Raw genomic sequence first — 26032 nt, 5'->3', positions numbered from 1 at the left:
CACGGGAAGTCCGGTGTGGTGCTGGCCTAGGCCACGGTGACCTGAACCGTGTGCCGGCCGGTGGCGCCGTCCGGCGCCGGAGGGGCGTGCTCGTCGGTCTGGACGTCCCCGTCGCGGTCGGTGGCCCGGACCGAGATCTCGTGGTCGCCCGGTTCGGCGTCCCACTGGTAGACCCACTGGCGCCAGGTGTCGGTGGTGTCCTCCTCGGCGAGCTCGGCCTCCCGCCACTCGCCGCCGTCGATGCTCACCTCGACCCGGTCGATACCGGTCGTCTGTGCCCAGGCCACCCCTGCGACGGGCACGGTGGTGCCGCCTTCGAGCGCGCCGCCGTCCCTGGGGGTCTCGATGCGGGACTGGGTCTTGATCGGGCCGCGCGCCGACCAGCCCCGCGGGACCCAGTAGGCGTCGAAGGCGTCGAACGTGGTCAGTTCCATCTCCACGAGCCACTTGCACGCCGAGACGTAGCCGTAGAGGCCCGGCACGACCATGCGCACCGGGAATCCGTGGTCGTAGGGGAGCGGCTCACCGTTCATCCCGAGGGCGAGCATCGCGTCGCGCCCGTCCATGACGTCCTCGACGGGCGTGCCGATGGTCATGCCGTCGGAGGAACGGGACACGAGCTGGTCGGCGGGGCCGCCGCGCGACGGCGGAACCACGCCCAGCTCCTCCAGCAGGGTCCTCAGCGGGATGCCGATCCACCGCGCGTTGCCGATCAGGTCGCCGCCGACCGGGTTCGAGACACAGGCGATGGTGATGTCCCGTTCCACCAGGTCGGACCGGTTGAGCAGGTCGTTGTAGGTGTAGGTCCGCTCCTCCACCCCGTTCCCGCGGATCCGGAGGGACCAGGTCGAGGCGTCCAGCCGGGGAACGGAGAGCGCGGTGTCGATGCGGTAGAAGTCCTCGTTCGGGGTGAAGAACGAGGAGAGGCCGTCGAGCTCCAGGTCGGCACCGTCCGGTACGGGCGCGGCCGGATCGGCGGGTCGGGGCAGGCTGATGTCGCCCACCCCGGTTCGCGTGCCCGGTCCGGAGGCCGCGAGCATCCGGGCGGCCGTGCCCGCGCCCGCCGAGAGGGCCGCCGCCGTCCCCGCCACCAGGACGAAGCGGCGCCGGTCGAATCCGGGGGAGTGGTCCTCCGCTTCCTCGGCCTCCTCCGCGCCATCGGCCTCGCCGTCACCTCTGGCACCACCGGCGTGGACGACCCCCGGGTCAGCGTCCTCGACCGCGACCCCACCGGCCTCGTCCACAGCAGCGGCACCGCTGCCCCCGCCGGTCCCACCGGCCCCGCCGTCCCTACGGAGGGCACCGCTGTCGGCCCGCTCCCCTGGAGCGCCCCCGGGTGCGTAGCTCGCGCCGACGTTCAGCAGCAGGGTCAGGACCAGGTAGCAGGCGGCGATCCCCACCAGGGTCGGCACGGTGTCGAGTACACCGGCACCCGGCCGCGTGAGGACGGCCGCCAGCCCCACGACCGCGAAGGCGGCGATCCCCACCCCGCCGATCGAGCGGCGCCGTCCGGCGGCGGCCCCCAGAAGGGCCGCGGCCGCCACCATGATCGCGCCCATCCCGATGAACAGGGCGAGCTTGTCGGCGGTCCCGAACGTGTCCACCGCGAACTGTTTGACCGGCAGAGGTGTCAGATCCACGGTCGCGTCGCCGACGGCCAGCAGCGGGGTCACGTCGGACCGGCCCATGACGAGGGCGACGACCTCGGCCACGGAGACCGCGGCGCCGGCGGCGACGAGGCCCGCGACGGCGGCCGGTACCCGGGCTGTGGTGCGGGTGGTGTCGAACATGCCCTGGGTTCGGGGCCGATGATGGGAGGGAGACCGTCATCCCGGTCACGAAACGGTAAACGTCTGCGGGGTCGGCCGTCGCCCCGCGGCGGTCGGCGCCGAATGGACGGTGACGGCACAGGGAGAGGGTCGGTGAGCAGTGGATCGGTTGAGAGGCGTCGGAGCCGCCGCGGACGGCGGTTCCGAGCACGGGGCCGCGCCCCCGGAGGACGGTCTGGCCGCTCCGCTGCGGCTGGCGGCGGTCGGTGACCTGGCGGCGTTCGAGCGCGTCTACCGGGAGTTGTCCGGACCGGTGTTCGGCGTGGTGCGGCGGGTCCTGCTCGACGTGGCACAGGCGGAGGAGGTGACGCAGGAGGTGTTCCTGGAGGTGTGGCGCCAGTGTGCGCGCTTCGACCCCGAGCGGGGGAGCGTGCGCTCGTGGGTGCTGGTGATCGCGCACCGCAGGGCGGTGGACCGGGTCCGTTCGGAGGAGGCCGCCGCGGCGCGCGTCTCGGCCGCGAGCCGGCTCGAACCGGAGCAGACCCCGGCCGACGGGGTCTCGGAACAGGTGGAGCACCGGTTGGAGCGGGAGAAGGTGCGCCGCTGTCTGCGCCGGCTGACCGAGTTGCAGCGCGACGCCGTGCGCCTGACCTACTACACCGGCTACACCCAGCGTGAGGCCGCCGACCTGCTCGATGTCCCGCTGACCACGGTGAAGGGCCGTCTGCGCGACGGTCTGATCCGGCTGCGCGACTGCCTGGGGGTGAGCGTATGAGTGAGAACTGCGCGCACGGGCTGATCGCCGGCTACGCCGTGGACGGTCTGGACCCGGAGGAGGCGGTGGCGACCGAGCGGCACCTTGCCGAGTGCGAGGACTGCCGGCGCGACCTCGTGGAGTTCCGGGAGACCCTCGTGCGTCTGGCGTACGCGGAGTCGGACCGGCCCTCGGAGGCGGTGTGGACGCGGGTGCGGGCCGCCGCGGAGCGGACCCGTCAGGAGGCCCCGCTGGTGGAGGTCCCCGCCCCGGACGGCACGGTCACCGAACTCTCCGCCCGCCTGCGGTGGCGCCGCAGGATGCCCTGGCTGCTGACGGCCGCGTGCGCCCTGGCCGCGGTCGTCCTGGGGGCCGGCCTGTGGTCGATGGAACGCAGCATGGACGACATGCGGCAGGAGTCGTCGCAGGTCGAGGCGTTGCTGTCGGCGCCGGACACGAGCATCCACGAGGGTCCGCTGGGCGAGGGGGCGCGGGCGACGGCCTACACGTCCTACGAGATGGACGCGCTGATGTTCGTCGTGGACGGGCTTCCGGACGCACCGGAGGGCATGGCGTACCAGATGTGGTACGTCGACCCGGACGACGACATGCGGTCGGCCGGGATGCTGACGCCGACGGAGGAGGGCCTGCACTCCGGGATGGCGAAGGACATGGGGTCGCCGGTCCAGGTCGGGGTCTCGTTGGAGCCGGAGGGCGGTATGCCGGAGCCGAGCGGGCAGCCGATGAAGTTCGACCTGTGAGCCGGTGGGGCGGCGGCCCCGCCCCATCGGTGAACTCACCGGGATGACAACAACGCGGGAGTGACGGCGCACGCTCCGGGGAAGACAGGGGGTGCGGCCGTCTCCTACGGTCGCAGTACTCCGCGGAGCGACCAGGCGAGGGCTCCGCGACCCGGCGCGGAGCGCTTCGCCTGTCCCCGTCCTCCCGGAGACATCATGGCGCCTGACGTCAGCCACCCGCCCGCCCCCGCGAACCTGCGCCGCACCCTGCGGACCGTTCGCGTCCTCGTCAGGGCCGGGGTCCTCAGTGCCGGTCGGCCCGACCGGATCCTCCGGCAGCTGCGTGCCCTGCGGACCTGGGGCGCGACCGTGGCGGGCGCCTACGCGGCCGCGAACGAACGCGTGCCCGACCACGTGTCCGTCATCGACGACAACGGGCCGACGACCTTCCGCGAGATGAACCTGCGCGCCCGGCTGCTGGCCGTGGAGCTGGCCCGGGCCGGGGTGCGGCCCGGGGCGCGCGTGGGGGTGCTGTGCCGCAACCACGGCGCGTTCGTGCAGACGATGGCGGCGTGCGGCCGGCTGGGCGCGGACTGCGTCCTGCTCAACACGGGGCTGGCGCCCGCGCAGCTGGCGGCCGCGGCGGCCGACCACGACCTGGCCGCCCTGGTGGCCGACGCCGAGTTCGAGGACCTGTACGAGGGGGTGGCCGCCCGGGTCCCGCGGTTCACGGCCTGGGGCGAGACCTCCGTGGGGGACCGCGTGTGCCGTGGCGGGCGCGGGAGCTCACCGGGGCCGAGGAGGAGCCGGCCCCGCCGGAGCGTCCGGGACGGCTGATCGTGCTGACGTCGGGGACCACGGGTACGCCCAAGGGTGCCCGCCGGCCCACGCCCAAGGGCCCGCAGGACGCGGCGTCGGTGCTGTCGCGGATTCCGCTGCGGTCGTCGGACCGGATCCTGGTCGCGGCGCCGGTCTTCCACACCTGGGGCCTGGCGGGGGTGCAGTTGGGCATGTCGATGCGGGCGACGCTGGTCATGCGCCGCCAGTTCGACCCGGAGGACGTGTTGCGGGCGGTGGCCGAGCACCGGTGTACGGCGGTGTTCGCGGTGCCGGTGATGCTGCGCCGGATCATGGACCTGCCGCCGCGGGTGCGGGCGAGGTACGACACGTCGTCGCTGCGGGTCGTGGCGTGCAGCGGTTCGGCGATGAGCCCGAAGCTCATCACCGAGTTCATGGACGAGTTCGGGGACGTGCTCTACAACCTGTACGGCTCGACCGAGGTGTCGTGGGCGACCATCGCGACCCCGGAGGAGATGCGGCGGTCGCCGACCACGGCGGGCCGGCCTCCTCTGGGGACGCGGCTGGCGGTCCTGGACGCGGACGGGGTGGAGGTCCCGCCGGGGACTGAGGGGTCGATCCACGTCGGCAACGAGATGCTGTTCGAGGGGTACACGACCGGCGGGACCAGGGACGTCGCGCACGGCCTGATGGCGACCGGGGACCGCGGCCACGTGGACGGGGACGGGCTGCTGCACGTGGCCGGGCGGGACGACGACATGATCATCTCGGGTGGGGAGAACGTGTTCCCCCGGCCGGTGGAGGAGCTGATCGTGACCCTGCCGGCGGTGCGCGAGGTGGTGGTGACGGGTGTGCCGGACGAGGAGTTCGGGCACCGGTTCGCCGCGTTCGTGGTGCCCTATGAGGGGAGGGAGGTCGATCCGAACGAGGTCCGGCTGCTCGTCCGCCAGGAGCTGGGCCGGTTCTCCGTGCCACGTGACGTGGTGCTGCTGGACGAGCTTCCGCGCAACGCGACGGGCAAGGTGGTGAAGCGGCGGCTGCCGACCGACACCGCGCCGCGGTAGGGGCGGCACGACGCGCGGCACGACGTTTCCCGACGATTCCTCGTTCCCGAGGCAATTGTGGTCTTTGACATCGGGCACTCGGTTACTACGATGTGCCCGATGTCCGAGCAAGCTCCCACCCCTGGCGGAGACTTCCCTCTCCCACCCGTCGACGAGCAGATGTGCTTCGCGCTGTACGCCGCGTCGCGTGCCGTCACGAACCTCTATCGTCCGCTCCTGGAGCGGATGAATCTGACGTATCCCCAGTATCTGGTGATGATGCTCCTGTGGGAGCGGCGGGACTGCCCGGTCAAGGACATCGGTGCGGTCCTCCAGCTCGACTACGGCACGCTCACCCCGCTGCTCAAACGGCTGGAGACCAGGGGCCTGGTCAACCGCGACCGCGATCCGGGGGACGAGCGCTCGGTCCGGGTCACGCTCACCGAGGAGGGCGTCAGGCTGCGGGAGCTCGCGGAGGGCGTTCCCGAGGCGGTGGGCGAGGTCATCGCCCTGCCCTCGGACGAGTTCGAGGCCACCCGGCTGTCCCTGCGCCGCCTCACCGAGAACGTGCTCGCCGGTGAGGCCCGCCTGCCCGGTCAGGGCTGAGACCCCGTCGCGGCGGCCGTCACCGGGGGTGGGTGGCGGACGCGACGACGGCGGAGACGGGTGCCACGGGGGTCGTGCCCGTCCTCACCGCGTGTGGGCGGACCCGTCCGCCCGCACGCGCTCGCGTTCCGGGCCGGTCGGCCGACACGGCCGGCCGGCCCGGTACGCCGAATCCCCCGTCCGCCCGTGGAAGATGCCCTAGGTTGGGGTCATGGGCATCTGGGCGTCGGACAACCGCAGCGGGCAGGTGCGCGAGGCTCTCACCATGCTGCTGTCGCAGGGCGTGATCGACGACTTCCGCATCCGCCCGGACGAGGAGTTCCCGTTCCAGGTCCAGGTGCCGGCCGGGCTCGTCCCGATGACCGAGCACCAGGCGGCGCACTTCGCCCTGGGGGCGACGGTCGCCCACTTCGGGCGGCTGGCCCGCGGCGGGAGCGACACCTGACCCCCGCCGCGACCGGTGTCAGCAGGCGCCGGGCGTGTGCTCCCAGTAGCCGGGCGAGGTCTCGGTCAGCGCGGTGGTGACGAAGACGTTCCACAGGCCGAGGGGGTCGTCGGAACCGACCGCGTAGGTGAGGCCCGAGCGCTGGACCGCCCGGCCCGCGCGCACGTGGTCGTAGTTGCTCGACTTCACGCACTCACCGGGCTCGGGGTCCTCGGTCGGGCTCGGCGTGGGGTCCGGATCGCCGGTGGGGTCGGGGTCGGTGACCTCGCCCAGCCCCCAGAAGTCGACCGTGTACCCGGTGGAGCAGACGGCGTCCAGGAAGTAGGCCCCGGCCGTTCCGCAGCCCTGCCCAGGGTCCACGGGCGTCCCGTGCCCCATGCCGGACACCCGGAAGTGCGCCACGTCCGCCGTGGCCGCCGTGCCGCCGTGGTAGTCGGCGGTGGTCCCGCCGGGCAGCTGCTCGGTGGCGTCGGCGGCGCCGTCCAGCCCGTGCGCGTTCGTCCACTGGCTCACGCTCGCGGCGCCGTTGGCCGGGGCGACCGTGTAGTCCGCGGTGCCGTGCCAGACGGCGACGCGGGGGAGGGGCCCGCTCCATCCGGGGTTCTTGGCCCGCACGGCGTCGCCCCACTGCTCCGGCGTCCTGGTCTTGCCCGGGTTCATGCAGGTGAAGGCGTCGACCATGCCGTCCGCGCAGCCGACCGGGATGCCCGCCACGATGCTGCCGCCGGCGAAGAGGTCGGGGTAGGCGGCGAGGAGTTCACCGGCCATGGCGCCGCCGGCGGAGAGCCCGGACACGTGGACGCGGTCGGCGTCCAGGCCTTCGGCGGCGACGGCGTGCTCCACCATGGAGCGCACCGACCGGGCCTCGCCGGAGTCGCGGGCCACGTCGCCCGGCTCGAACCAGTTGAAGCAGGCGTTGGCGTTGTTGGCGGACTTCTGCTCGGCGTAGACGAGCGCGAAGCCGTCGCTGTCGGCGTACTCGGCCCAGCCGGAGTTCGCGTGGTAGTCGGCCGCGCTCTGCGTGCAGCCGTGCAGGAGGACGACGAGCGGCGCGCCGTCGGGCAGCCCGTCGGGGACGTAGGTGTACATGCCGAGGTTGCCGGGGTTGGTGCCGAACGAGCTGACGGGGGTGAGTGTGGCCGCCGATGCCCGTGGGGCGGCGGTGAGCAGGACGGCCGCGACCGTCGCGACGACGGCGGTCAGGGCGGTGAGGACGACGGCGAGCCGTCGGAGGGTCGGAGTCGGGGGGTGCAAGAGTGCCTCCGGGGGGTGGGTCCGAACAATGCGGGGGGAGCTTCGGACGAACTCCGTGGCCGGAGACTAGTGCCGGTGTGACGTGGGCGACATGTCAGCGAGACCCTGATCACTCCCAGGTCAGGCGTGGGATCTCCACAGCCGTGCGCGGACACATGGGCGGCGTCCACATGAGTCGCCCACGACCTGTGTCGGACCGGCCTATCCACGCTCCGCGCGGCCCCGCCTAGTTTTCTGACATGACGACGCACGAGTACCCGCCGGGCGCGCCTGGCCGGATCCCCCCGCCGCCCGCCGCCTCCCCCTCGGTCGCCCAGCGCACCGCCTGGGTCGACCTGACGGGCCGGACCGCCCTGGTCACCGGGGCGGCGCGCGGAATCGGCCGGGCGTGCGCGCTGCGCCTGGCCGCGGCGGGGGCCGACGTCCGGCTGGCCGACCTCGACGGGCCCGGCCTGCGCGCGCTGGCCGACCAGGGCGTCGGCGAACCCCTGGAGATCGACCTGTCCGACCTCGACGCCGCCGAGGAGGCCGGGCGCGGCGCCGACATCGTGGTCAACAACGCGGGTGTGCAGACGGTCGCTCCCGTCCAGGACTTCCCGCCCGAGCGCTTCTCCCTCATCCTCCGACTGATGGTCGAGGCGCCGTTCCGCGTGGTCCGCGGCGCCCTGCCGCACATGTACGAGCGCGGGTGGGGCCGCGTCGTCAACCTCTCCTCCGTGCACGGGCTACGCGCGTCGCCGTTCAAGTCGGCCTACGTGACCGCCAAGCACGGGTTGGAGGGCTTCTCCAAGGTGGTCGCGCTGGAGGGCGCCGAACACGGGGTCACGTCGAACTGTGTGAACCCCGGCTATGTGCGCACCGCCCTGGTGGAGCGCCAGATCGCCGACCAGGCGCGGGCGCACGGCGTCCCCGAGGACGAGGTCCTGGCCGAGGTCCTGCTGGCCCGCACCCCGATGAAGAGGCTGATCGAACCGGAGGAGGTCGCCGAGCTGGTGGTCTACCTTTGCAGTGCCGACGCGTCGTTCGTCAACGGTGCGTCGCTGGCCGTCGACGGAGGATGGAGCGCGAGCTGAACACGATCCCCGCCCCGCAGGGCGACCCGGACGACCAGGCGTTCTTCCTCGACCTGCTGCTCCGGGACGCGCCGCCGGTGGAGTACGAGCGCCCGGTGCTGCGTGCGCGCGCGGAGGGCGCCGACCCGGACGTCGTGGCGGCGCTGGAGAACGCGAAGCTGACCGCCCTGCGGGTGCGGTCGGTGCTGCGCGACCGCCAGCGCCGCGAGTCGGAGCTGAGCGCGCTGTTCGAGACCGCGAACGACCTGGCGGGCATGCGCAGCCTGGACCGGGTGCTCCAGGCGATCGTGGAGCGGGCCCGGCACCTGCTCAACTGCGACGTCTCCTATCTGACGCTGAGCGACCCGGAGGCGGGCGGCACGTACATGCGGGTGACGTCGGGGTCGGTGTCGGCGTCCTTCCAGCGGCTGCGCCTGGCCTCGGGCAAGGGGCTGGGCGGTCTGGTCGCGACGACGGCGCTGCCCTACGTGACGGCGAACTACTTCGCCGATCCCCGGTTCGAGCACACCGAGAACATCGACCACGCCGTCCGCGAGGAGGGGCTGGTCGCCATCCTGGGCGTGCCGCTGAAGATGAACGGCCGCGACGTGGGCGTGCTGTTCGCCGCGAACCGCAGCGAGCGCCCCTTCGCCCACTCGGAGGTGGCGCTGTTGTCGTCGCTGGCCACGCACGCGGCCATCGCGATCGACAGCGCGAACCTCATCGACGACACCCGCCGGGCCCTGGACGAGCTGCACACCGTCAACGAGCGGCTGCAACGGCACACGGCGTCGGTGGAGCGGTCGGCGGCGGCGCACGACCGGCTGGCCGACCTGGTGCTGCGGGGCGGCGGTGTGCGCGAGGTCGCGGCGGCGATCGCGGAGGTGCTGGGCGGCTCCGTGCTGATCCACGACCAGACCTCCGACGTGTCGGTGAGCGCCACCCCCGAGGGCACGGTCGTCGAGGACCGCCACCACGGCGGGGCGGGGCCGCTGCCGGAGGAGGAGCTGGTCGAGGCGGTGCGCACCGCCCTGTCGAGCGGGCGCGCGGTCCGGGCGGGGGAGGCGTGGGTGGCGTCGGCGACGGCGGGCAGCGAGTCGCTGGGCACGCTGGTGCTGCACGGGGCGGCGCTGGACGAGACCGACCAGCGGGTCCTGGAGCGGGCCGCGATGGTGACGGCCCTGCTGCTGCTCATCCGCCGGTCGGTGAGCGAGACCGAGCACCGGGTGCGCGGTGACCTGCTCAACGAGCTGTTGGAGGTCCCCGCGCGGGATCCGGAGTCGCTGCGCCAGCGCGCGGCGCCGCTGCACGCCGACCTGGACGCGCCCTACGTGCTGGTGGTGGCGGAGGCGCCCGGAGCCGATCCGGCGCGCCTGCGCTCGGCGGCCACGCACGTGGCCGAGACGACGGGCGGGCTGGCCGGGCACCGGTCGGGTCGCCTGGTGCTGGCGCTGCCGGGTGAGGATCCCGCCGAGGCGGGGCGCCGGGTGGTCGGCGAGCTGTCGGCGGCGGCCAACGGGCCGGTGACCGCGGGGCTGGCGGGGCCCACGGACGGCCCGGGGTCGTTCCTGTCGGCGTTCGCGGAGGCGTCGCGCTGTCTGCAGACCCTGCGGGCCCTGGGCCGTGACGGCGATGTCGCCACCACCGACGACCTGGGGTTCCCGGGGCTGCTGCTCAGCCAGGACCGGGATGTGCCGGGGTTCGTGTCGGCGACGCTGGGGCCGCTGCTGGAGTACGACGCCAAGCGGGGCACGCTGCTCGTGGAGACGCTGGGGGCCTACTTCGCGGCCGGGGGCAACCTGTCGCGCGCCAAGGACGACCTGCACATCCACGTGAACACGGTGGCGCAGCGCCTGGAGCGGATCGGGCAGCTCATCGGGACGGACTGGCAGCGCCCCGACCGCGCGCTGGAGCTACAGCTCGCCCTGCACCTGCACGGTCTGCTCGGCCAGGGCGTGGACCTGCTCGGCGAGCAGGGCGGCGGTTGAGGAGAACAGCGGGCTGTAGTGGTTGTCGTCGGGCAGTTCCACGGTGACCAGGTCGTCGGGGAGTCCGGCGAGGCGCTCCGGCGTGTAGAGGCCGGGTGACTCGTCCATGAGCCCGCGCGCCGTCCACAGCAGGCGCGCCGGGCAGGGCAGGCGGTGCACGGCGCCGAGGACCTCGGGGTCGGCGAGGACCTGGGCGCCGTCCACGCGGACGGCCTCCTCGTCGCAGGCCGAGCGGGTGTGCGGCGGCGTGCCGACGAGGTCGCGCAGGACGTAGTGGTCCACCCAGGTGTTCCAGCGACCGGTGAAGGCGGGGTGGCGCTGCCAGAAGCCGCGGTAGTCGTCGGGCCCCTCGAAGGTCATCCGCAGGCGCGCCATGGCCGGGCCGAGGACGGCGTCGATGTCGGTGTCGCGTGAAGAGGCTGGAGCCGAAGGCTCTCCGTTGAGGGCGGTAGCCCGTCCCCGCGCGGAGCGCACTGCAGGGCGACGGTGGGTGGCGGGTGGGAGCGGGAGCCCGTGGCCGCCGTCGACCAGGAGGAGGCCGGCGACGCGGTCGGGGTGGCGGACGGCGGTCAGGCAGGAGACGAACGCGCCCATGGAATGGCCGACCAGGACCGTGCGCTCGATTCCGGCGGCGTCCAGGACGGCGACGAGGTCGTCGGCGTGGGCACCGAGCCCGTGGGGGCCGGGGAGGGGGGAGCGGCCCCGGCCGCGCAGGTCGGGGGCGATGAGCGGCGGTCCGCCGCGGGCGGCGAGTTCGGCGGCGAGGCGGGCGAAGGCGTGGCCGTTGGCGGTGATGCCGTGGACGGCGAGGACGGGAGTCGGCGACGGCGGATCCGCGGGTGCGTCCCACCGGGTGACGGCGAGGTCGCCGCCGGGGACGGGGACGGTGTACTCGTCACCGTCGCGCCAGGCCGGGGTGGACGTGGTGGACGTGGTGGCCATCGCTGGACCGCCTTCCGCTTCCTGAGAGCCGGTCGGACACGCGGGGAGGGCGACGGGGCCGCCCCGCGGGGTGTCGGTCCGATGCTAGGAGCCGGCCGCGCCGGGGGATATCCCTCGGGCGCACAGGGTGGGGGCCGTGAAGGTGGGACGAGTCCACGTGGCGGGTCCGGGGGAGGTTCGTGGCGGGTCCGGGGGAGGCTCGGCGACGGCTCGGGGCGGGCCCGGGTGGTGGGGGGCGGTGCGCGGAGGAACGGGACCGCGGTCAGTTCTTGACGTACTCCGCCCGGACCGCGTAGATGGCGGCCTCGGTGCGCGAGTGCACCTGGAGCTTGTCCAGGATGTTGCGCACGTGGTTCTTCACGGTGTTCTCGGTGATGAACAGGCGCTCGCCGATCTCCCGGTTGTTCAGCGAGCGGGCGAGGAGCTTGAGCACCTCGGTCTCGCGGGGGGTGAGGTCGGGCATGGCCGGGCGGCTGGGCGGGGAGCTCTCCTGCTTGGCGAGTTCGGCGAACTCGCCGATGAGCTTGGTGGCCATGGCCGAGTTGATGAAGGACTGCCCTTCGGCGATGGTGCGCACCGCGCGGGGCACCTCGGTCACCGAGATCTCCTTGAGCAGGTAGCCGGTCGCGCCCGCCTTGAGGGCGTCGAAGAGGTCGGACTCCTCGTCGCTCATCGTCAGCATGACGAACTTGGCGTGCGGTACCGCCTCGCGGATGCGCGGGCAGGCGTCGATGCCGCTGGAGTGCGGCATCATCACGTCCATGAGGACGACGTCGGGCCGCAGCTCGGTGGCCAGGCGGACCGCCTCCTCCCCGTCGCCGGCCTCGCTGACGACGTCGATGCCCTCCTCATCGTCCAGGACGGAGACCAGCCCGCGCCGGAAGAGGGCGTGGTCGTCCACCACCAGGACGCGGATCGGCCGGGTCTGCGGGATGTCGACGGGTGCGGGGGCGTCCGTGGCCGGGAAGGGGGCGGGACTCGGGGGGTGCGGGCTCACGGCGGTTGCCTTCCTCGCGTGTCACAGCCGGGGGCGGACTCCACGGACGACCCGGGCTCGGCCGGGCGTCGAACGGTGCGGGGAGCACCGCCTTGGGGTGGTTCTTTCCACTTTAGGGCCGCTTCTCTCCCCCAGTGGAGGGAACGCGTCAACTGACCCGGCGGTACCCCTCACAAGAGTTCAGAAAACGGGACCAATTACACTTTCGTTCCCGAGTCGGCAGACGAGGGCAACGCTGCTGGTCACACCAATTGTCCGTGGAATAAATACACTTATGCCATGACCGAAACCCGGTAGCAGTAGGCTCTCGCGCGTCTCGCGACCGCTCCACCGGATACGGGGAACGGGTGGCGGAACGGGATCCGGCGCGGCGTTGCGCCGGGCCTCACCCGTACGTCAGTGAACCCGCAGGTCGCACCGCTGGGGGGAGAGCGGAAATGGCATACCATCCCGCTGACCTCCTTTTTCTGGGGCGCCATCGTCGTGTCCGCGTTCAGCGCGTCATCTTGCCATCCCCAGTACTCCAAGATCGAGACGCTCCGCGCGACGCGCGAGCAGGTACAGGTGTCCCGCGCTCCGGTCCTGTTCCTTGACCAACGAGAACCCCTGGGTCTCGTAGTACTCGACCAGCTTCGGGAAGAAGCACCCCCTGCGCACCCACGCGCGGTCCATCCGCGCCGCCCGGTCCACCGCCCACAAGGCGATCAACGTTCCCGGCTTGTGCTCCCGGTAGGCGGGGTCGGTGATGGTCGTGAACAGGTATAGCGCGGGCTCGGCGGCTTCCTCGGGGGTCCAGTCCTTCGGTGGCGCCTCGGTCATGACCGTGGTGCACCCGACGATGCGGCCCTGGGTCTGGAGCACCCACATGGAACCGCCGCCGGCCTGCCCCGCGAGATCATCGACGTCCTCACGCCAGGACTCCAGGCCTCGCTGTTCCATCCATGCGCAGCGCGCGTTGATCATCGACGCGACGCCGGGGGCGTCGGACTCAGCGGCGAGACGCATGGTGAACATGGCTCATCCTCTCAACGCAGGAATGCCGTGGCGCTCATGTGCAGGCTCAGGACTTCCAGGGTCTTCGCGTCGCGCTCCTCGACATAGCGCCCGGGCGCCAGTTGTTCGGCGGCGGTACGCAGCCCGTCTGGGTCCACCAGGCCCTCGTCGAACAGCACCGACCCCTCGGCCAGCATACGAGCGAACAGCTTGGGTGCGTGAGTGACCAGCGCGTGCTCTACGACCTCCGCGAAGCTCTCCCGCTCCGCCGGGTAGACCACGTCGTCACTCATACCGAGCGAGGCCATGCGGCGCCGTTGCAGCCGTTTGAGTTCGCGCCACACGAACGGAAGCTGTTCACCCAACGTGACCATGGCCGGGTCGGCGAACGGGTGCATCGGCCACAACCCTTCCCGGAGAAGGGGCGGCGCGGTCGTCTCCAGCGACAACAACGTCATGGAGTTGACGAGCGCCGGGGGTGCGATCCCGTCGTCGGAGAACTCCAGCACCGCGCGGGCGCGCGGGCCGACCCAAGGCAGGATCTGGGCGTCGGTGATCTCGCCGAGCCCCTGGTGGGGTTCTTCCTCCTGTGTGAGGGCCACCATCTCGTCTCCGCCCAGGCCGGTCACAACGGTGCGGGCGCCAGCCGCGGCAATCGTCCGGGCCACCTCCACGAAGGGCCGGTGCAGGGGCTCCTCGGTGGGGTTGACCACATTGCCGTTGACCCAGGGGCAGTCGGGCGAGAGGGGGAGGTACTGCGTGGCGTCGATCACGAGGTCCGGGTCGGCGAAGCGGACACGGTCGCGGATCTCGGCACGGCGCCGGATCTGCTGCTCACGCCCCGGACCGCCGATGAGCAGGGTAGCCGTCGGAAACAAGCCAGGATGGCGTTCGGCCGCGCGGGTGGCCACGGTGCCCGAGTCGAACCCACCAGTCAGGTGGAACAGCGTGCTCGGGTCCGCCCAGGGGCGCCGGTCGATCGCCGCGTCCATGGTCGCGATGAACGCGGCTGGGACATCGGCGTCCGGTGCGAGCTTGCGAGGGGTGCGGTGCAGGGCGGGCTCCGGGTAGGCGATCCACAGGTGTCCGCCGAAGTGCGCGGTCGCGCGTTCTGTGAGCCGGTGCACTCCTCGGTACACGGTCTCCGACGAGTAGCGGGGCCGGGGTGATCGAAGGGGTCGATTCGGCTGCGGGTGTCCAGGGTGCTGTAGCACGCCCCGGACCAGTGCCAGGTCGGATTCTCGCTGTAGGGGGTCAAGCGCAATCGCAACATGCGGGTTGCTCCGGGGCGTGCGTAGGTTCGGGGGCCAGATGGTCAGCGCTTGGTGGTGTCGTAGGTGTGCGCACCATCGGAGGAGCCCGAACTCTTCTTGTACTCGTGGCTCTGCTCGGCGCTCTGGACCACCGCTCGGGCGGGCGAGGCGAACAAGTCGATCGCCGGTGTCGTGCTGTGCGGGGGCATGAAGTCGTTCAACGTACTTCTCCTTCTGTGAAACGGACGGCACGTGTACTGCCCAGCGGGGCCTGCATGCCGGGCAGCAACCCGTCTCCGTTCGGCAAGTGACCGAAACGGCCTGTGCGGAGCTACCCTCCGCACTTGCCGCACAGCTTCCCGGGGCAGTCCGCCCCGCACACGTCGCAGGGCCCCTTCTTCTGCACAGATCTCACCTCCTTTCCCTGGCCACGGTCATCGCGTCACCGCACGCGCATGTCGTCGTGCGGGCGTCAGGGCGTTATTGCGGTGGTCAGTCGTTCCAACGGCGAGTGCCAGACGAGCGGTCGGGGGTGCGGGTCGGGACGCGGGTCGACGACCACACGGGTGGTGGGGCCCCGGGTCGCGGCGTAGAGAGGGCGGCCCTCCAGGGTCGGACCGAGGTAGCGGACGCGGGCGCCGTGGGCGCGGGCCCAGGTGCGCAGTTCCGCCAGGGTGGCCAGTTCGCGCAGGTCGCAGACGGCGGTCACTCGGTCCCCGCCTTCCTGGTCTCGTAGCGCACGGCCAGGTCGGGCTCGGTGTGCAGTCGGCGGATGCGGGCGGTGAGGGCGCGGACGTCGTCGCCCGTACGACGGCGGCAGCCGAGGAGGCCGCGGACGTGCTGGGCGCGCGCGGCCAGCAGGTCCCGGCGCGCGTCCCAGGAGCCGAGGGCGGCCGGGGGCAGGTGGTAGACGGACGCGAGCGCGTCGAGGAGGTCGTCGACGTCGGCGAGGGTGATCCGGGTGCTGGGCTCCGTCCCGGTCGCGGTGTCGGTCATCGCGGACTCGCCTCCAGACGCCGCAGGCCGTCCAGGACTGTGGCGAGGATCGCTGTGGGGGCGGCGTCCAGGGGAACGCGCGGACGCGGAATCGGCCAGGGAGCGTAGGCACGGGCACGAGCGGCGCGGCGGGGTCGGCGTCGGCGTAGGCGCTCTTCGGCGAGGTAGCGGACGGCGACGAGCGCCGACGGGTTCAGGTATCGCACAGGGCGACTCCTCGATCGGGATGCCGCTGGGAGGGCGGCGTGGGAATGAGTACGCTCAAGAAAACATGAAAACCTCAGAGTTTCAAGTTCTTCATGAGTATTTGAGCCTCATACCATGAGGATTTCAACCTTTCTGACACCGGATGCCCGAATCGGCCACCGGCCGTAGCATCGTCATCAGACCGCCGATCAGGAGCAAGCACATGCCCGACACCCCTCGCCGCCTGAGCGTGCGTCGCCGCCGACTCTCCGAGGAGCTGCGCGCACTGCGTCTCGCTGCGGGCATGACCCTGGACGACGCCGCGGCCGCCACCGAGTGGAGCGTCGGAAAGGTGTCGAACATCGAGACCGGCGTTCGCCTGCGACCGAGCGTGGTCGAGGTGCGCGCCCTCCTGGACGTCTACAAGGTCACCGACGAGCGCCGACGCGAGGCACTTTTCGCCATCACCCGCCAGGCCGGAAAGAAGGGGTGGTGGACGAAGTACGGCGACGTCTTCCCGGACGAATTCCCTGTGCTGGAGTCAGAAGCGACCGCCATCAGCACCTACCAGCCGATGATCATTCCCGGGCTTCTACAGACGCCGTCGTATGTGGAATCGTTGATGCGTTCGGGGAACCTCGTGCGCGACCCGATCGACATACAACGCGTGATCGACGCACGCCGCCGGAGACAGGAACTCCTCTCCGGCCCGGATCGGCCGGAGCTGTGGGCGATCATCGACGCAGGCGCCATCGAGCGTCTCCGAGCCATCCCGGATGTGTGCCGCGAGCAGGTAGGACACCTTGCCGACCTGGCCGACGGCGGTGACGGCATCACGGTCCAGATCGTCCCGTTCAGCGCGGGCATCCACGCCGGCGCCAAAGGTTCCTTCGTGCTGATGGACTTCGCTGCGGCCGACCCGGTTGTGTACCTGGAGATGGACCAGGACGGCCTCTTCCTGGAGGAGCCAGACGAGACCAGCCGATACAGAAATCTGTTCAACCATCTCGTGAGCAGGTCACTTGACGTCGACCAGAGCGTCGCCTACCTGCGCGAAATAGCCAAGGCACCCTGAAAGAAGCACCGATGCTCATTCCCGAAGGTCTCGAATTCCGCACGTCTTCCTACAGTGACCGAAGCGACTGTGTTGCGGTCGCCGACGTTCCTGGGGGCGCCGTCGTCCGAGACTCCCAGCACCCCGACCGGGAGCACCTGGGGTTCGCGGCTCTGGAGTGGGTCGCGCTCCTGCGCACAGCCGGAGCGTAGCCACGCAAGAAGGGGAGCCCACCGCATGGCAGGGGCTCCCCTTCACTCATTCCCGCGCTGAGCCTACTCCTCGGGGCTGGAGCGCCGCTTCCGGAGCGCCGATCGGATGCGGTCGGGCAGCGCCACCAGACCCCCCGGGAAGAAGAACACCATGAGCACGAACAGCGTGCCCAGCACGAACAGCGGCTGCGACAGGGGCGCCGCGATCCACGCCGGCAGCACCGTGAAGGCGTCCGATCCGCCGAGCTGGAGCAGGCGGTGGTCGAGGTACGTGTACAGCCCCGCGCCGACCAGCGGCCCCCACCGGGTGCCCGCGCCGCCCAGCGCGACCATGACCAGCAGCGCCAGCGTGAACTCGGCGGTGGTGATGCCCGGCGTCACGCCTCCGGTGACCAGCAGGTACGCCACACCCCCCAGGGAGGCCAGTCCGCCGCCGACGGTGAACGCCGCCAGCTTGTAGGGGTACGGGTTCACCCCGAGGACGGCCACCCGCTGCTCGTTGGCGCGAATGCCCTGCCACACGCGCCCCACCGGCGAGGCGGTCAGCCACCAGACCACGCCCGTGGCGACCACGGCGTAGGCCAGGGCCGCCCAGTACAGGTTGACGGTGTTGACCACGCCCACGAACGCGTCCGGCACGGCCGCCGTGTGCAGCGGCAGGCCCTCCTCACCACCGGTCGCGCGCCCGGGGTCGCGCGCGAGGAGGATCGACCCGGCCTGGGCGAAGGCGAGCGTGACCATGGCCAGCGCGATGCCGTTGACCCGCAGGGACACCGCGCCGAGCACCAGCGACAACAGCGTGCCGCCGACGACCGCGACCACGGCCGACCACAGCAGGGGCAGCTCCAGGACCCGCATCAGCAGCGCGGCCGTGTAGGCGCCGCAGGCGAAGTACAGCGCGTGCCCGAACGACAGCAGCCCCACCCGCCCGTAGAGCAGGTCGTAGCTGGTCGCCAGCCCTCCGAACACCAGGCACAGCGCGAGCAGGTGCAGCGTGGGCGGGCTGTTGAGGGTCCCCTCGAACACACCGGGCAGCGTGAGGGTGGAGAAGGGCAGGGAGAGCGCCACCGCCAGAAGAACCGTGGGGGCGATCCAGCCGGTCGGCCGAGGGCGCCGGCGCACGTCGGGCACGGTGCCCGAGTCCGTCGCGCCGGTGCCGGGCGTCGTCGGGGCCACGTCGGTGTCGGTCATCAGGCCACCCTCTCCGCGGACTTCTTCGCGGTCAGTCCGCCCTGTCGCGTGAGCAGCACGACGGCCAGGACGATGACCACGGCGATGTCGCCGAGTCCGGCGACGGTGTAGTAGTTGGCGAACTGCTGGATGAGGCCCACCGCGACGGAGGCGAGTGCGCAGCCGGTCAGCGAGGTGGTCCCGCCGATCACCACGACGATGAACGCGAAGATCAGCAGCGACATCCCCTGGGTGGGGGTCACCACACCGAAGTAGAGGCCGCCCAGGGCCCCGGCGAGCGCGGCGGCGGCGCCGCCGATGGCGAAGACCAGGGTGAAGGCGGTGCGCACGTCGATGCCCAGGGCGGTGACCATGGCGCGGTCCTGCACCCCGGCCCGCACGATCAGCCCGTAGCGGGTCCGGGAGTTGAACAGCCACAGGGCCGTGAAGACGACCACGGCGGCCGCGATGAGCAGGAAGCGGTCGGTGGGGACGTTGACGCCGAGGACGCCGACGGTGCCCGCGACGAGCGCGGGGCGGGGGAAGGGGAGCGGGTCGGCTCCCCAGACGGCCTGGAGCAGGGCGGGCACGGCGAGGCTGAGGCCGACCGTGGCCAGGATCTGCTCGCGGTGCCGGCCGTAGAGCGGGCGGATGACGCACAGCTCGACCAGGGTCGCGGCGAGGGTGCCCGCGCCGACACCGAACGCGACCGCCAGGAGGAATCCGAACCCGTCGGGACCGGCCCCCGGCAGGTACACGCTCGCCCACCAGGTGCCGTAGGCGCCGATCGCCAGGAAGGCGCCGTGGGCGAAGTTGAGCACGTCCATCAGCCCGAAGATCAGGGAGAGCCCCGAGGCGATGAGGAAGTACAGGGCACCCAGGCCGAGCCCGGTGATGACGAGGAGCACGACGGTACTCACGCGGTGTCCACCTGCCTGTCATGGGTCGGGTCGGCGGCGGGACCGGCCGAGGTGCGGGACACGCCCAGCAGCGCGCGGACGCGGTCGGGGTCGTCGAGGAGGTCGAGGGCCGGGCCGGTGTGGGTGACCCGGCCCGCGTCGAGCACGACCGCCTGGTCCGCCACCCGGCGGACCAGGGCCAGGTTCTGCTCGACGAGCAGGACCGGGACGCGCTCGGCGGCGACGGCGACCGCGTCGGCGACCTCGCGCACGACCCTGGGGGCCAGCCCCTTGGTGGGCTCGTCCACGATGAGCAGCCGGTTGTCGTTGAGCAGGGCCCGCCCGATCGCGAGCATCTGCTGCTGTCCGCCGGACAGGGTGCCGGCGGGCTGGGCGGCGCGGGCGCGCAGTTCGGGGAAGAGCTCGTGGACGAGGTCGTAGCGGGGCGCGCCGGGCCGCCGTTCGGCCAGGCGCAGGTTCTCCGCGACGGTGAGCGCGGAGAACACCCCGCGGTCCTCGGGCACGTAGCCGATCCCCCGGGCGACGATGGCGTGGGTGGGGTGCGTGGTGATTTCGGTGCCGGCGAACTCCACCCGCCCGGTCCGCGGCACCAGGCCGAGCAGCGCCTTGACGGTGGTGGTCTTGCCGACGCCGTTGCGGCCCAGGAGGGCGGTCACACCGGTCGCCGGGGTCGAGAAGGTCACGCCCTGGAGGATGTGCGACCCCTCGATCCACACGTGCAGGTCGGCCGCGTCCAGGAGCGGCCCGCCGGTCACGCCCCGTCCCCGAGGTAGGCGGCCTGGACCTCGGGGTCGGCCATGGCCGAGTCGGGGTCGGTGAAGGCCAGCAGTGCGCCGTGGTGCATGACGGCCAGTCGGTCGGCCATGTCGAGGAGCACCTCCATGTGGTGTTCGACCATGAGGACGGTGCACCCCTGTTCGCGGTGCACGTCCCGGATGACGGTGGTGAGGTCGCCGATCTCGCCCGCGCTGACCCCGGCCATGGGCTCGTCCAGGAGGATCAGGCGGGGGCGGCGGGCCAGCAGGAGGGCGAGTTCGAGCTTGCGCTTGTCGCCGTGGGAGAGGTCCCCGGCCAGGGCGCCCGCCCGGTGGGAGAGGCGGACCAGGTCCAGGACGGCGGCGACCTCGGGGCCGCCGTCGGGGGCGGCGCGCCGCCAGAACCGCCGGGACTCGCCCGTGCGGGCCTGGACGGCGAGGCCGACGTTGGCCCCGACGCCCAGGTCGGCGAAGACGCTGGAGGTCTGGAAGGTGCGGCCCATGCCGAGCCGGGCCCGCCGGTGGGGTGCCTGGCGGGTGACGTCGGTTCCGGCGAGGCGGATGGTGCCGGAGGTGGGCCTGGTCAGTCCGGTCACCAGGTTGAACAGGGAGGTCTTGCCCGCCCCGTTGGGTCCGATGAGGGCGACGAACTCGCCTTCGCCGACGTCCATGGTGATGTCGTCGACGATGACGGCTCCGCCGACCGACCAGCTCAGGTGCTCCAGCGCGAGCACGGCGGCGCCGCGGTCCGGGCCGGGGCCGGTCGCGGCGGCGGAGCCGGTGTCCTCGGTCGTCGCACCGGGGCGGGTGTCCTCGGTCGCGGCGTCGGCCGCCGCGCGGGTCGCGTCGGTGGGCACGGCTACTCCGCGACCGGGGGCTCGACGTCCGCGGCGGGGATCTCCGCGATGAGTTCCGGGTGGGCGTCCTCGCCCTCGCCGACGAGTTCGACCTGGTACATGGGCTGGATGAGGGCGTGGTCCTCGGCCCGGATGTGCACCTCGCCCTTGACCCCGTCGAAGGTCCACCCCTCCAGGGCCGCGATGCGGTCCTGGACGTCGGTGCCGGCTCCGGCCGCGTGGACGATCATCTGCGCGGCGGTGAAGCCGTCGGGGGTGAAGAGGTCGACCTCGCCGCCGTCGGTCACCACGGTGTCGTGCATGATCTCGGCGACCTCGGTCTCACTGGCCCCGTCGAAGTAGTGGGACAGGAAGGAGATGCTGCCGCCCGCCTCGCCGAACACGGGGTAGGAGGGCTTGATGTCCAGCCCGGTGACGACCTCGGTGGAGTCGAGGATCTTTTGCTGGTCGAGGGCCTGCCACATCGCGGCGGCGGTCTCGCCGGCCCAGGCGACGAACACGAGGTCGGGCGCGGCCTGGCCGAGCTGTTCGGCGAAGGGGGTGAGGTCGGTGGTCTCCGGAGGGGCGAGGACGCTGTCGACCGAGGCGCCCTCCCCCTCAAGCACCTCCGTGACGGCGGCGACGTTGTCCTGGCCGAAGGCGTTCTGCTGGGCGAACACCACGACCTCGGCGCCCTCGGGGTCGTCCATGAACGCGGACGCGGTGAGGATGTCCTGGTAGGTCTGGCGCCCGGACCGGAAGGTGTGGTCGTTGAGGCCGGTCAGCGCGTCGGTGGCGGCGGAGCCGGAGACGAACAGGATGTCGTTCTGCTCGGCGAGCGGCGCGACCTGCGCGGCGATACCGGAGGAGGTCGACCCGGCGATGATGTCGTGCCCGGAGCCGATGAGGTCGCGGGTGGCCGACACCGCCTTGGTGGGATCGCCCGCGTCGTCGGCGTAGGACACCTCGATGGGCCGGCCGCCGACCTCCATCGTGCCGTTGGTGGCGTGGTCGAGTCCGGCCTCGAACCCCTGGCGGTACTGCTCGCCGTAGGAGGCGAGCGGCCCGGTGGACGAGTAGACGATGCCGACCCTGACGGGGTCGTCCTCGCCGCCTCCGGCCGCCTCACCGGGGCTCCCGCAGGCGGTCAGGGCGAGGGCCGCGGCGCAGGCGGCGGCCAAGGGGGGCGTCTTGCGCATGTGTCTCCTCCGGTCGGCACCCGATCGTCGGACACCACCGCCCGCACTGGGGGATGGGGTGCCAACCCGAAGGTAGAACCGCAGTGACGTGATTCACATGTAGGTGTCGCCCATATTTGGCCACGGATCAGTGTCGGAGGCGCCCACGGGTCAGCAGGGACCGAGGTCGGCCCACGGCCCCCAGTCGCCACCGTCGCCCGGACGGTGGTGCGCGCCCTCGACCCACCAGCGCGCCTCGTACTCGCGGCCCTGGTAGTGCACCCGGTCGCCGGTGTCGTACTGGGTGTTGGGGTGCCAGGCCTCGCCGGAGCAGGACGCGCCGGCGTCGCCGCGCCCGCCGTCCCTGTCGTCATCGTCGTCGTCGCGGTCCCGGTCGCGCTCCTCGTCGGTGTTCTCGTCCCGGTCGGTGTCGCGGTCCTCCTCGTCGTCCTCCGTCGCCGACTCCTCCACCTCGGGCTCCTCGGGTCCGGTGGAGACGGTGATGGACACGTTCGCGTCCTCGGGCAGGATCGACCCCGGTTCCGGGTCCTGGCCGAAGACCTCGCCGACGACCACGTCGTCGTGCGGCGCCTCGACGATCTGCGCGGCCAGGCCGGCGTCGTCGAGGAGGGCGACGGCGTCGGCCTGGTCCGTGCCGATCAGCGACGGGGCGACGACGCCCTCGCTGACGCTGACGACGACCGGTTCCTCCCGGTCGCCCTGTTCGCCGGCGGCCGGCTTCGTGGACAGGACCGTGCCGGGGGCCTCCTCGGCGGAGTGCTCCTGCACCACCTCGATGTCGGTGAAGCCCGCCTCCCGCAGCACGGTGCGCGCCTCGGACTCGGTTCCGCCCGCGACGTCGGGGACCTCGACCGAGCGCGCCCCGATGGAGACCACCAGCGTGACCTGGTCCCCCGTCTCGACCTCGGTGCCCGCGGCGGGCTCGGTGGCGGCCACGGCACCCGACTCGACGTCGTCGTCGTAGGCCTCGTCCCGCCGGACGACCAGATCCACGCCGAGGCCCCTGAGCACGGACTCGGCCTCGGCGGGAGCACTCCCCGTGACGTCGGGGACCTCGACCGTGTCGTCGGGGGCCAGGGCGGCCCAGCCGACGACGGACAGGAGGACTACGGCCAGGGCCGCGGCCGAGACCAGCACGGGGACGCGGCGCCACGGCGGTGTCCCGTCGGAGCCGCGGCCGGGGGCGCGGCCGGAAGCGGGCCCGGCGGCCCGGCCGGAGCGGAAGGCGGAGGTGAGAGCGGACGCGGCACCGACCCGGGGCCGGGCCTGAGTGCGGTCCTGGGTCTGCGCGCCGACCACGGGGATGGGCCGGGTGTCCGCGGGGTCGCCGTCGCCGTCGACCCGCGGCAGTGACCGCGTCACCTGTTCGACCATGGTGAGGTACTTGGCGGCGTCACGCGGACGGTAGCGCGGGGTGGGGTCGGTGGCGTTGGCGACCAGCATGTCGACGTCCGAGGGGACCCCGTCCACGGCCGCGGAGGGGCGCAGCGGGCCCTCGTCCGGTACCGTGCCGACGCCGGTGATCAGTGTGTGGAGCAGTCGTCCGACGGCGTGGACGTCCTCGCTGGTGTCCGGTTCCCCGCCCGCCGCGGCGTCGGCGATGAGGGGGAGTCCGGTGACGGTCACGCGGCCCTCGTCGTCGAGCAGGACGTGGTCGGCCTCGATCCCGCCGTGCACGATGCCCGCCTGGTGGAGGGCGTCCAGTGCGGCGAGGACGTCGGCGACGATGGTCAGGGCCGTGCCGGGGGAGTAGCGCAGGGCCGCGTCGCCGTCGGTGAGGACGCTCGCGAGGCTCTCACCGCGCTCGTACTCGGTGACGGCGTACACGTGGTCGCCGTCGCGCCCGTGACCGAGCGTGCGCGCCAGCCCCGGGTGCGTGACGGACTCCAGTGTCTGGACGCGGCTGTCGAAGGCGTGGACGAGGCCCGGATCGGCGACCGACTCGGGGTGCATCACCGTGACCATGACCAGGTGGTCGACGGTCAGGTCGTGCGCCGTGTGGACGGTACCCGAGGGACCGCTGCGGACACGCTGCCCCAGGACATAGCGTCCGTGCAGCGTGAGGCCGAAGAGGGTGTCGGGACTGGGGGTCGCCATGATGCGGATTCTACGGTCACCAGCACGACAGATCATCGCCATTCGTCCGAATGTGGACATGAGCCCGCGTCAACGGGAGCGGCGTCGGGTCCGCGAGCGGTCGCACGACCACGCCGTGGTCACCATGGGTGACCAATTCGTCCCGTGGCCACCGCGCCCCGAACCGGTTCCGTGGTTTCCCGGACGGAGCCGGGGCACACCGCCTCGATAGGGTCCCAGTACCCGAAACCGAAGCGAGGCCCCCATGACACCGCCCCCTCCCGGGACCGTCGGCGACCGTGCGGCCGGAGTGCTGCTCGGCGCCGCCTGCGGGGACGCACTGGGCGTTCCCTACGAGTTCGCACGCAGACTCGGCGACCACGAGGTGCCGGAGATGGTCGGCGGAGGACTCGGCCCGTACGCGCCGGGCGAGTACTCCGACGACACCCAGATGGCGGTGTGCATCGCCGAGACCCTGCGCGACCACGACGCCCCGCTCTCCGACCGGGCGCTCGGACAGACCGCCGAGGCCTTCCTGACCTGGCGGCGCGACGGCGCCAGCGACATCGGCCACCAGACGCAGAAGGTGCTGGGCGAGGTGGAGCACGCGCGGGGGACCGAGGTCGTGGCCGAGGAGATGGCGGCCGTCGCGCGGCGGCTGTTCGAGTCCGGCCTGCCGAGCGCGGGGAACGGCTCCCTGATGCGGACCGGGCCGCTGGCGCTGGCCTACCTGGACGATCCGGCGGGTCTGGCCGTGGCGGCCGACCGCTACAGCCGGCTCACGCACGGGGACCCGCTCGCGTCCGAGGCGTGCGTCCTGTGGTGCGAGGGTGTGCGCCGGGCGGTCGTGCGCGGGGACCTGTCGGGCGTGCGCGCGGGCGTGGAACTGCTGCCGGTGGGGCGGCAGGCGTCCTGGGCGGCGTGGCTGGACGAGGCCGAGGAGCGGCCGCCGCACGCCTTCGAGGGCAACGGCTTCGTGGTCCGCACCCTTCAGGCGGCGTGGTCGGCGGTCAGCCGCGGGGAGGCGGAGGAGGCACCGGAGGAGAGCCTGCGGCACTCCCTGTGGTCGGCGGTGCGGGCGGGGGACGACACCGACACCGTGGCGGCGATCGCCGGAGCGCTGCTCGGCGCCCGATACGGCGCGAGCGCGATCCCCGACGAGTACCTCTCGGTGGTCCATGGCTGGCCCGGGTACCGGGCGGCGGACCTGGCCGGACTCGCCCTGGCCATCACCGAACGCCACTCCTGACGGTCGGGCGTCGCCCAGGGAGTCGATCGACGCCCGGGCGATCCGCGTCCGCACACGAACGGCGCCGGAGTGAGGGGCGGGCTCCGCGGGGGCTCACTACGCTGGCGGCGAGGAGCGGTTCGACGATGGAGGCGCTGATGACCGACGCACTGGACTGGACGCGACCCGACGAGCACCCGGACTGGCTGGCCGAGCCGACCCGTGCCGCGCTCGCCGGTCTGGGGGAGCGGGACCGGGAGCGGGTGCGGGTCGCGGAGATCGATCCCGAGCTGGCCGACACGGCCGCGTTCTGCGAGCGCTACGGGATGCCGCTGGAGACCAGCGCCAACTGCGTGGTGCTGGCGGCCAAGCGCGGCGGCGAGGTGACCTACGCGGCCTGCATGGTGCTCGCGACCCAGCGCGCGGACGTCAACGGGATGGTCCGGCGCCACCTGGGCGCCCGCAAGATCTCGTTCGCGCCGATGGACGAGGCCACGGGGCTGACGGGCATGGAGTACGGCGGCATCACGCCGTTCGGGCTGCCCGCGCGGTGGCCGGTCCTGGTGGACAAGGCGGTGGTGGACACCCCGTCGGTCGTGGTGGGCAGCGGGCTGCGCCGGTCGAAGCTGTACGTGCCGGGATCGCTGGTGGGTGAACTCGCGGGCGCCGAGGTGCTGTCGCTCGTGAAGGAGTAGCCGCCGGGGTCGATATGTCGACAAAGTGACCAGTGGTTACGGTCGCCGTCATCGCGCTTTCGTGCGCGTCT

The 26032-nt window shown here is 72.4% G+C and carries 26 protein-coding genes and 1 pseudogene; 11 read left to right on the top strand and 16 right to left on the bottom strand.

What is annotated here, in order from left to right; genetic code table 11:
* Nucleotides 1–26: 26 nt before the first annotated feature.
* Nucleotides 27–1790: a molybdopterin-dependent oxidoreductase gene (locus HNR10_RS15880; protein ID WP_179824389.1), complete on the bottom strand. Its 1764-nt coding sequence runs from the start codon at nt 1788–1790 to the stop codon at nt 27–29.
* Between the two features lie 148 nt (nt 1791–1938).
* Between HNR10_RS15880 and sigK the strand changes: the two genes are divergently transcribed.
* From sigK to HNR10_RS15855, 5 genes and pseudogenes are all read left to right on the top strand, one after another.
* A complete protein-coding gene (gene sigK, locus HNR10_RS15875; protein WP_218897802.1) occupies nt 1939–2544 on the top strand; it encodes an ECF RNA polymerase sigma factor SigK in 606 nt (201 codons plus the stop codon).
* Nucleotides 2541–3284 carry an anti-sigma factor gene (locus HNR10_RS15870; protein WP_179824386.1) on the top strand — a complete coding sequence of 248 codons (744 nt, stop codon included), beginning with the start codon at nt 2541–2543 and terminating at the stop codon, nt 3282–3284. The genes sigK and HNR10_RS15870 overlap by 4 nt, the downstream gene beginning before the upstream one ends.
* 195 nt (nt 3285–3479) lie before the next feature.
* A pseudogene (locus HNR10_RS15865) lies at nt 3480–5125 on the top strand (AMP-binding protein).
* Nucleotides 5126–5224: 99 nt separating this feature from the next.
* Complete coding sequence (locus HNR10_RS15860; protein WP_218897800.1) at nt 5225–5710, top strand: MarR family winged helix-turn-helix transcriptional regulator; 486 nt, start codon at nt 5225–5227, stop codon at nt 5708–5710.
* A gap of 211 nt (nt 5711–5921) precedes the next feature.
* Nucleotides 5922–6155, top strand: a complete 234-nt coding sequence (locus tag HNR10_RS15855; protein WP_179824384.1) for a hypothetical protein — start codon at nt 5922–5924, stop codon at nt 6153–6155.
* 18 nt (nt 6156–6173) lie between these two features.
* On the opposite strand, the gene HNR10_RS15850 is transcribed toward HNR10_RS15855, so the two are convergent.
* The gene (locus tag HNR10_RS15850; RefSeq protein ID WP_179824383.1) at nt 6174–7409 is read right to left on the bottom strand and encodes an extracellular catalytic domain type 1 short-chain-length polyhydroxyalkanoate depolymerase; all 1236 of its coding nucleotides are present in this window, start codon (nt 7407–7409) and stop codon (nt 6174–6176) included.
* Between the two features lie 239 nt (nt 7410–7648).
* Between HNR10_RS15850 and HNR10_RS15845 the strand changes: the two genes are divergently transcribed.
* Together HNR10_RS15845 and HNR10_RS15840 are read left to right on the top strand one after the other, a co-directional pair.
* On the top strand, nt 7649–8482 hold the full coding sequence (locus tag HNR10_RS15845; RefSeq protein WP_179824382.1) for a 3-hydroxybutyrate dehydrogenase: 834 nt from the start codon (nt 7649–7651) through the stop codon (nt 8480–8482).
* Nucleotides 8467–10449, top strand: a complete 1983-nt coding sequence (locus tag HNR10_RS15840; protein WP_179824381.1) for a helix-turn-helix domain-containing protein — start codon at nt 8467–8469, stop codon at nt 10447–10449. Before HNR10_RS15845 ends, HNR10_RS15840 begins: the two co-directional genes overlap by 16 nt.
* On the opposite strand, the gene HNR10_RS15835 is transcribed toward HNR10_RS15840, so the two are convergent.
* The 8 genes from HNR10_RS15835 to HNR10_RS15800 form a co-directional block, all read right to left on the bottom strand.
* On the bottom strand, nt 10375–11391 hold the full coding sequence (locus tag HNR10_RS15835) for an alpha/beta fold hydrolase (RefSeq protein WP_179824380.1): 1017 nt from the start codon (nt 11389–11391) through the stop codon (nt 10375–10377). The two genes, HNR10_RS15840 and HNR10_RS15835, sit on opposite strands and share 75 nt — an antisense overlap.
* A gap of 262 nt (nt 11392–11653) precedes the next feature.
* Entirely contained in the window at nt 11654–12388 is a 735-nt protein-coding gene (locus HNR10_RS15830) for a response regulator (RefSeq protein WP_179824379.1), read from the bottom strand.
* 501 nt (nt 12389–12889) lie between these two features.
* Nucleotides 12890–13402 (bottom strand): GNAT family N-acetyltransferase, encoded by a 513-nt coding sequence (locus HNR10_RS15825; protein WP_179824377.1) that lies wholly within the window; start codon nt 13400–13402, stop codon nt 12890–12892.
* 11 nt (nt 13403–13413) lie between these two features.
* A complete protein-coding gene (locus HNR10_RS15820; protein WP_246406257.1) occupies nt 13414–14373 on the bottom strand; it encodes an asparagine synthase-related protein in 960 nt (319 codons plus the stop codon).
* Between the two features lie 323 nt (nt 14374–14696).
* Nucleotides 14697–14855, bottom strand: coding sequence for a hypothetical protein (locus HNR10_RS15815; protein ID WP_179819778.1), 159 nt, complete (start codon nt 14853–14855; stop codon nt 14697–14699).
* Nucleotides 14856–15106: 251 nt separating this feature from the next.
* Nucleotides 15107–15343 (bottom strand): hypothetical protein, encoded by a 237-nt coding sequence (locus tag HNR10_RS15810; RefSeq protein ID WP_179824375.1) that lies wholly within the window; start codon nt 15341–15343, stop codon nt 15107–15109.
* A complete protein-coding gene (locus HNR10_RS15805; RefSeq protein ID WP_179824373.1) occupies nt 15340–15630 on the bottom strand; it encodes a hypothetical protein in 291 nt (96 codons plus the stop codon). Before HNR10_RS15805 ends, HNR10_RS15810 begins: the two co-directional genes overlap by 4 nt.
* The gene (locus HNR10_RS15800) at nt 15627–15836 is read right to left on the bottom strand and encodes a hypothetical protein (RefSeq protein WP_179824372.1); all 210 of its coding nucleotides are present in this window, start codon (nt 15834–15836) and stop codon (nt 15627–15629) included. The genes HNR10_RS15805 and HNR10_RS15800 overlap by 4 nt, the downstream gene beginning before the upstream one ends.
* A 203-nt stretch (nt 15837–16039) precedes the next feature.
* Between HNR10_RS15800 and HNR10_RS15795 the strand changes: the two genes are divergently transcribed.
* Together HNR10_RS15795 and HNR10_RS15790 are read left to right on the top strand one after the other, a co-directional pair.
* Nucleotides 16040–16891 (top strand): helix-turn-helix domain-containing protein, encoded by an 852-nt coding sequence (locus HNR10_RS15795; RefSeq protein ID WP_179824371.1) that lies wholly within the window; start codon nt 16040–16042, stop codon nt 16889–16891.
* Between the two features lie 11 nt (nt 16892–16902).
* On the top strand, nt 16903–17082 hold the full coding sequence (locus HNR10_RS15790) for a DUF397 domain-containing protein (RefSeq protein ID WP_179824370.1): 180 nt from the start codon (nt 16903–16905) through the stop codon (nt 17080–17082).
* 63 nt (nt 17083–17145) lie between these two features.
* Here HNR10_RS15790 and HNR10_RS15785 read toward each other — a convergent pair whose 3' ends face one another.
* The 6 genes from HNR10_RS15785 to HNR10_RS15760 form a co-directional block, all read right to left on the bottom strand.
* Complete coding sequence (locus HNR10_RS15785; RefSeq protein ID WP_179824369.1) at nt 17146–18273, bottom strand: branched-chain amino acid ABC transporter permease; 1128 nt, start codon at nt 18271–18273, stop codon at nt 17146–17148.
* A complete protein-coding gene (locus HNR10_RS15780) occupies nt 18273–19172 on the bottom strand; it encodes a branched-chain amino acid ABC transporter permease (protein ID WP_179824368.1) in 900 nt (299 codons plus the stop codon). The genes HNR10_RS15785 and HNR10_RS15780 overlap by 1 nt, the downstream gene beginning before the upstream one ends.
* Nucleotides 19169–19927: an ABC transporter ATP-binding protein gene (locus HNR10_RS15775; protein WP_179824367.1), complete on the bottom strand. Its 759-nt coding sequence runs from the start codon at nt 19925–19927 to the stop codon at nt 19169–19171. The genes HNR10_RS15780 and HNR10_RS15775 overlap by 4 nt, the downstream gene beginning before the upstream one ends.
* The gene (locus HNR10_RS15770; RefSeq protein ID WP_179829769.1) at nt 19924–20661 is read right to left on the bottom strand and encodes an ABC transporter ATP-binding protein; all 738 of its coding nucleotides are present in this window, start codon (nt 20659–20661) and stop codon (nt 19924–19926) included. Before HNR10_RS15770 ends, HNR10_RS15775 begins: the two co-directional genes overlap by 4 nt.
* 125 nt (nt 20662–20786) lie before the next feature.
* Nucleotides 20787–21962, bottom strand: a complete 1176-nt coding sequence (locus tag HNR10_RS15765) for a substrate-binding domain-containing protein (protein WP_179824366.1) — start codon at nt 21960–21962, stop codon at nt 20787–20789.
* A 150-nt stretch (nt 21963–22112) separates the two neighbouring features.
* Nucleotides 22113–24059, bottom strand: coding sequence for a PASTA domain-containing protein (locus HNR10_RS15760; protein ID WP_179824364.1), 1947 nt, complete (start codon nt 24057–24059; stop codon nt 22113–22115).
* A 244-nt stretch (nt 24060–24303) separates the two neighbouring features.
* On the opposite strand from HNR10_RS15760, the gene HNR10_RS15755 reads away from it, so the two are divergent.
* Nucleotides 24304–25287 carry an ADP-ribosylglycohydrolase family protein gene (locus tag HNR10_RS15755; protein ID WP_179824362.1) on the top strand — a complete coding sequence of 328 codons (984 nt, stop codon included), beginning with the start codon at nt 24304–24306 and terminating at the stop codon, nt 25285–25287.
* Nucleotides 25288–25424: 137 nt separating this feature from the next.
* A complete protein-coding gene (locus HNR10_RS15750; protein WP_179824360.1) occupies nt 25425–25961 on the top strand; it encodes a YbaK/EbsC family protein in 537 nt (178 codons plus the stop codon).
* Nucleotides 25962–26032: the final 71 nt, after the last annotated feature.

The sequence above is a fragment of the Nocardiopsis aegyptia genome, assembly GCF_013410755.1.
In the GTDB taxonomy this organism is placed as follows: Bacteria; Actinomycetota; Actinomycetes; order Streptosporangiales; family Streptosporangiaceae; genus Nocardiopsis; species Nocardiopsis aegyptia.
Note: the sequence above shows the minus strand (reverse complement) of the source record. Positions and strands in the feature narration are given on the sequence as shown.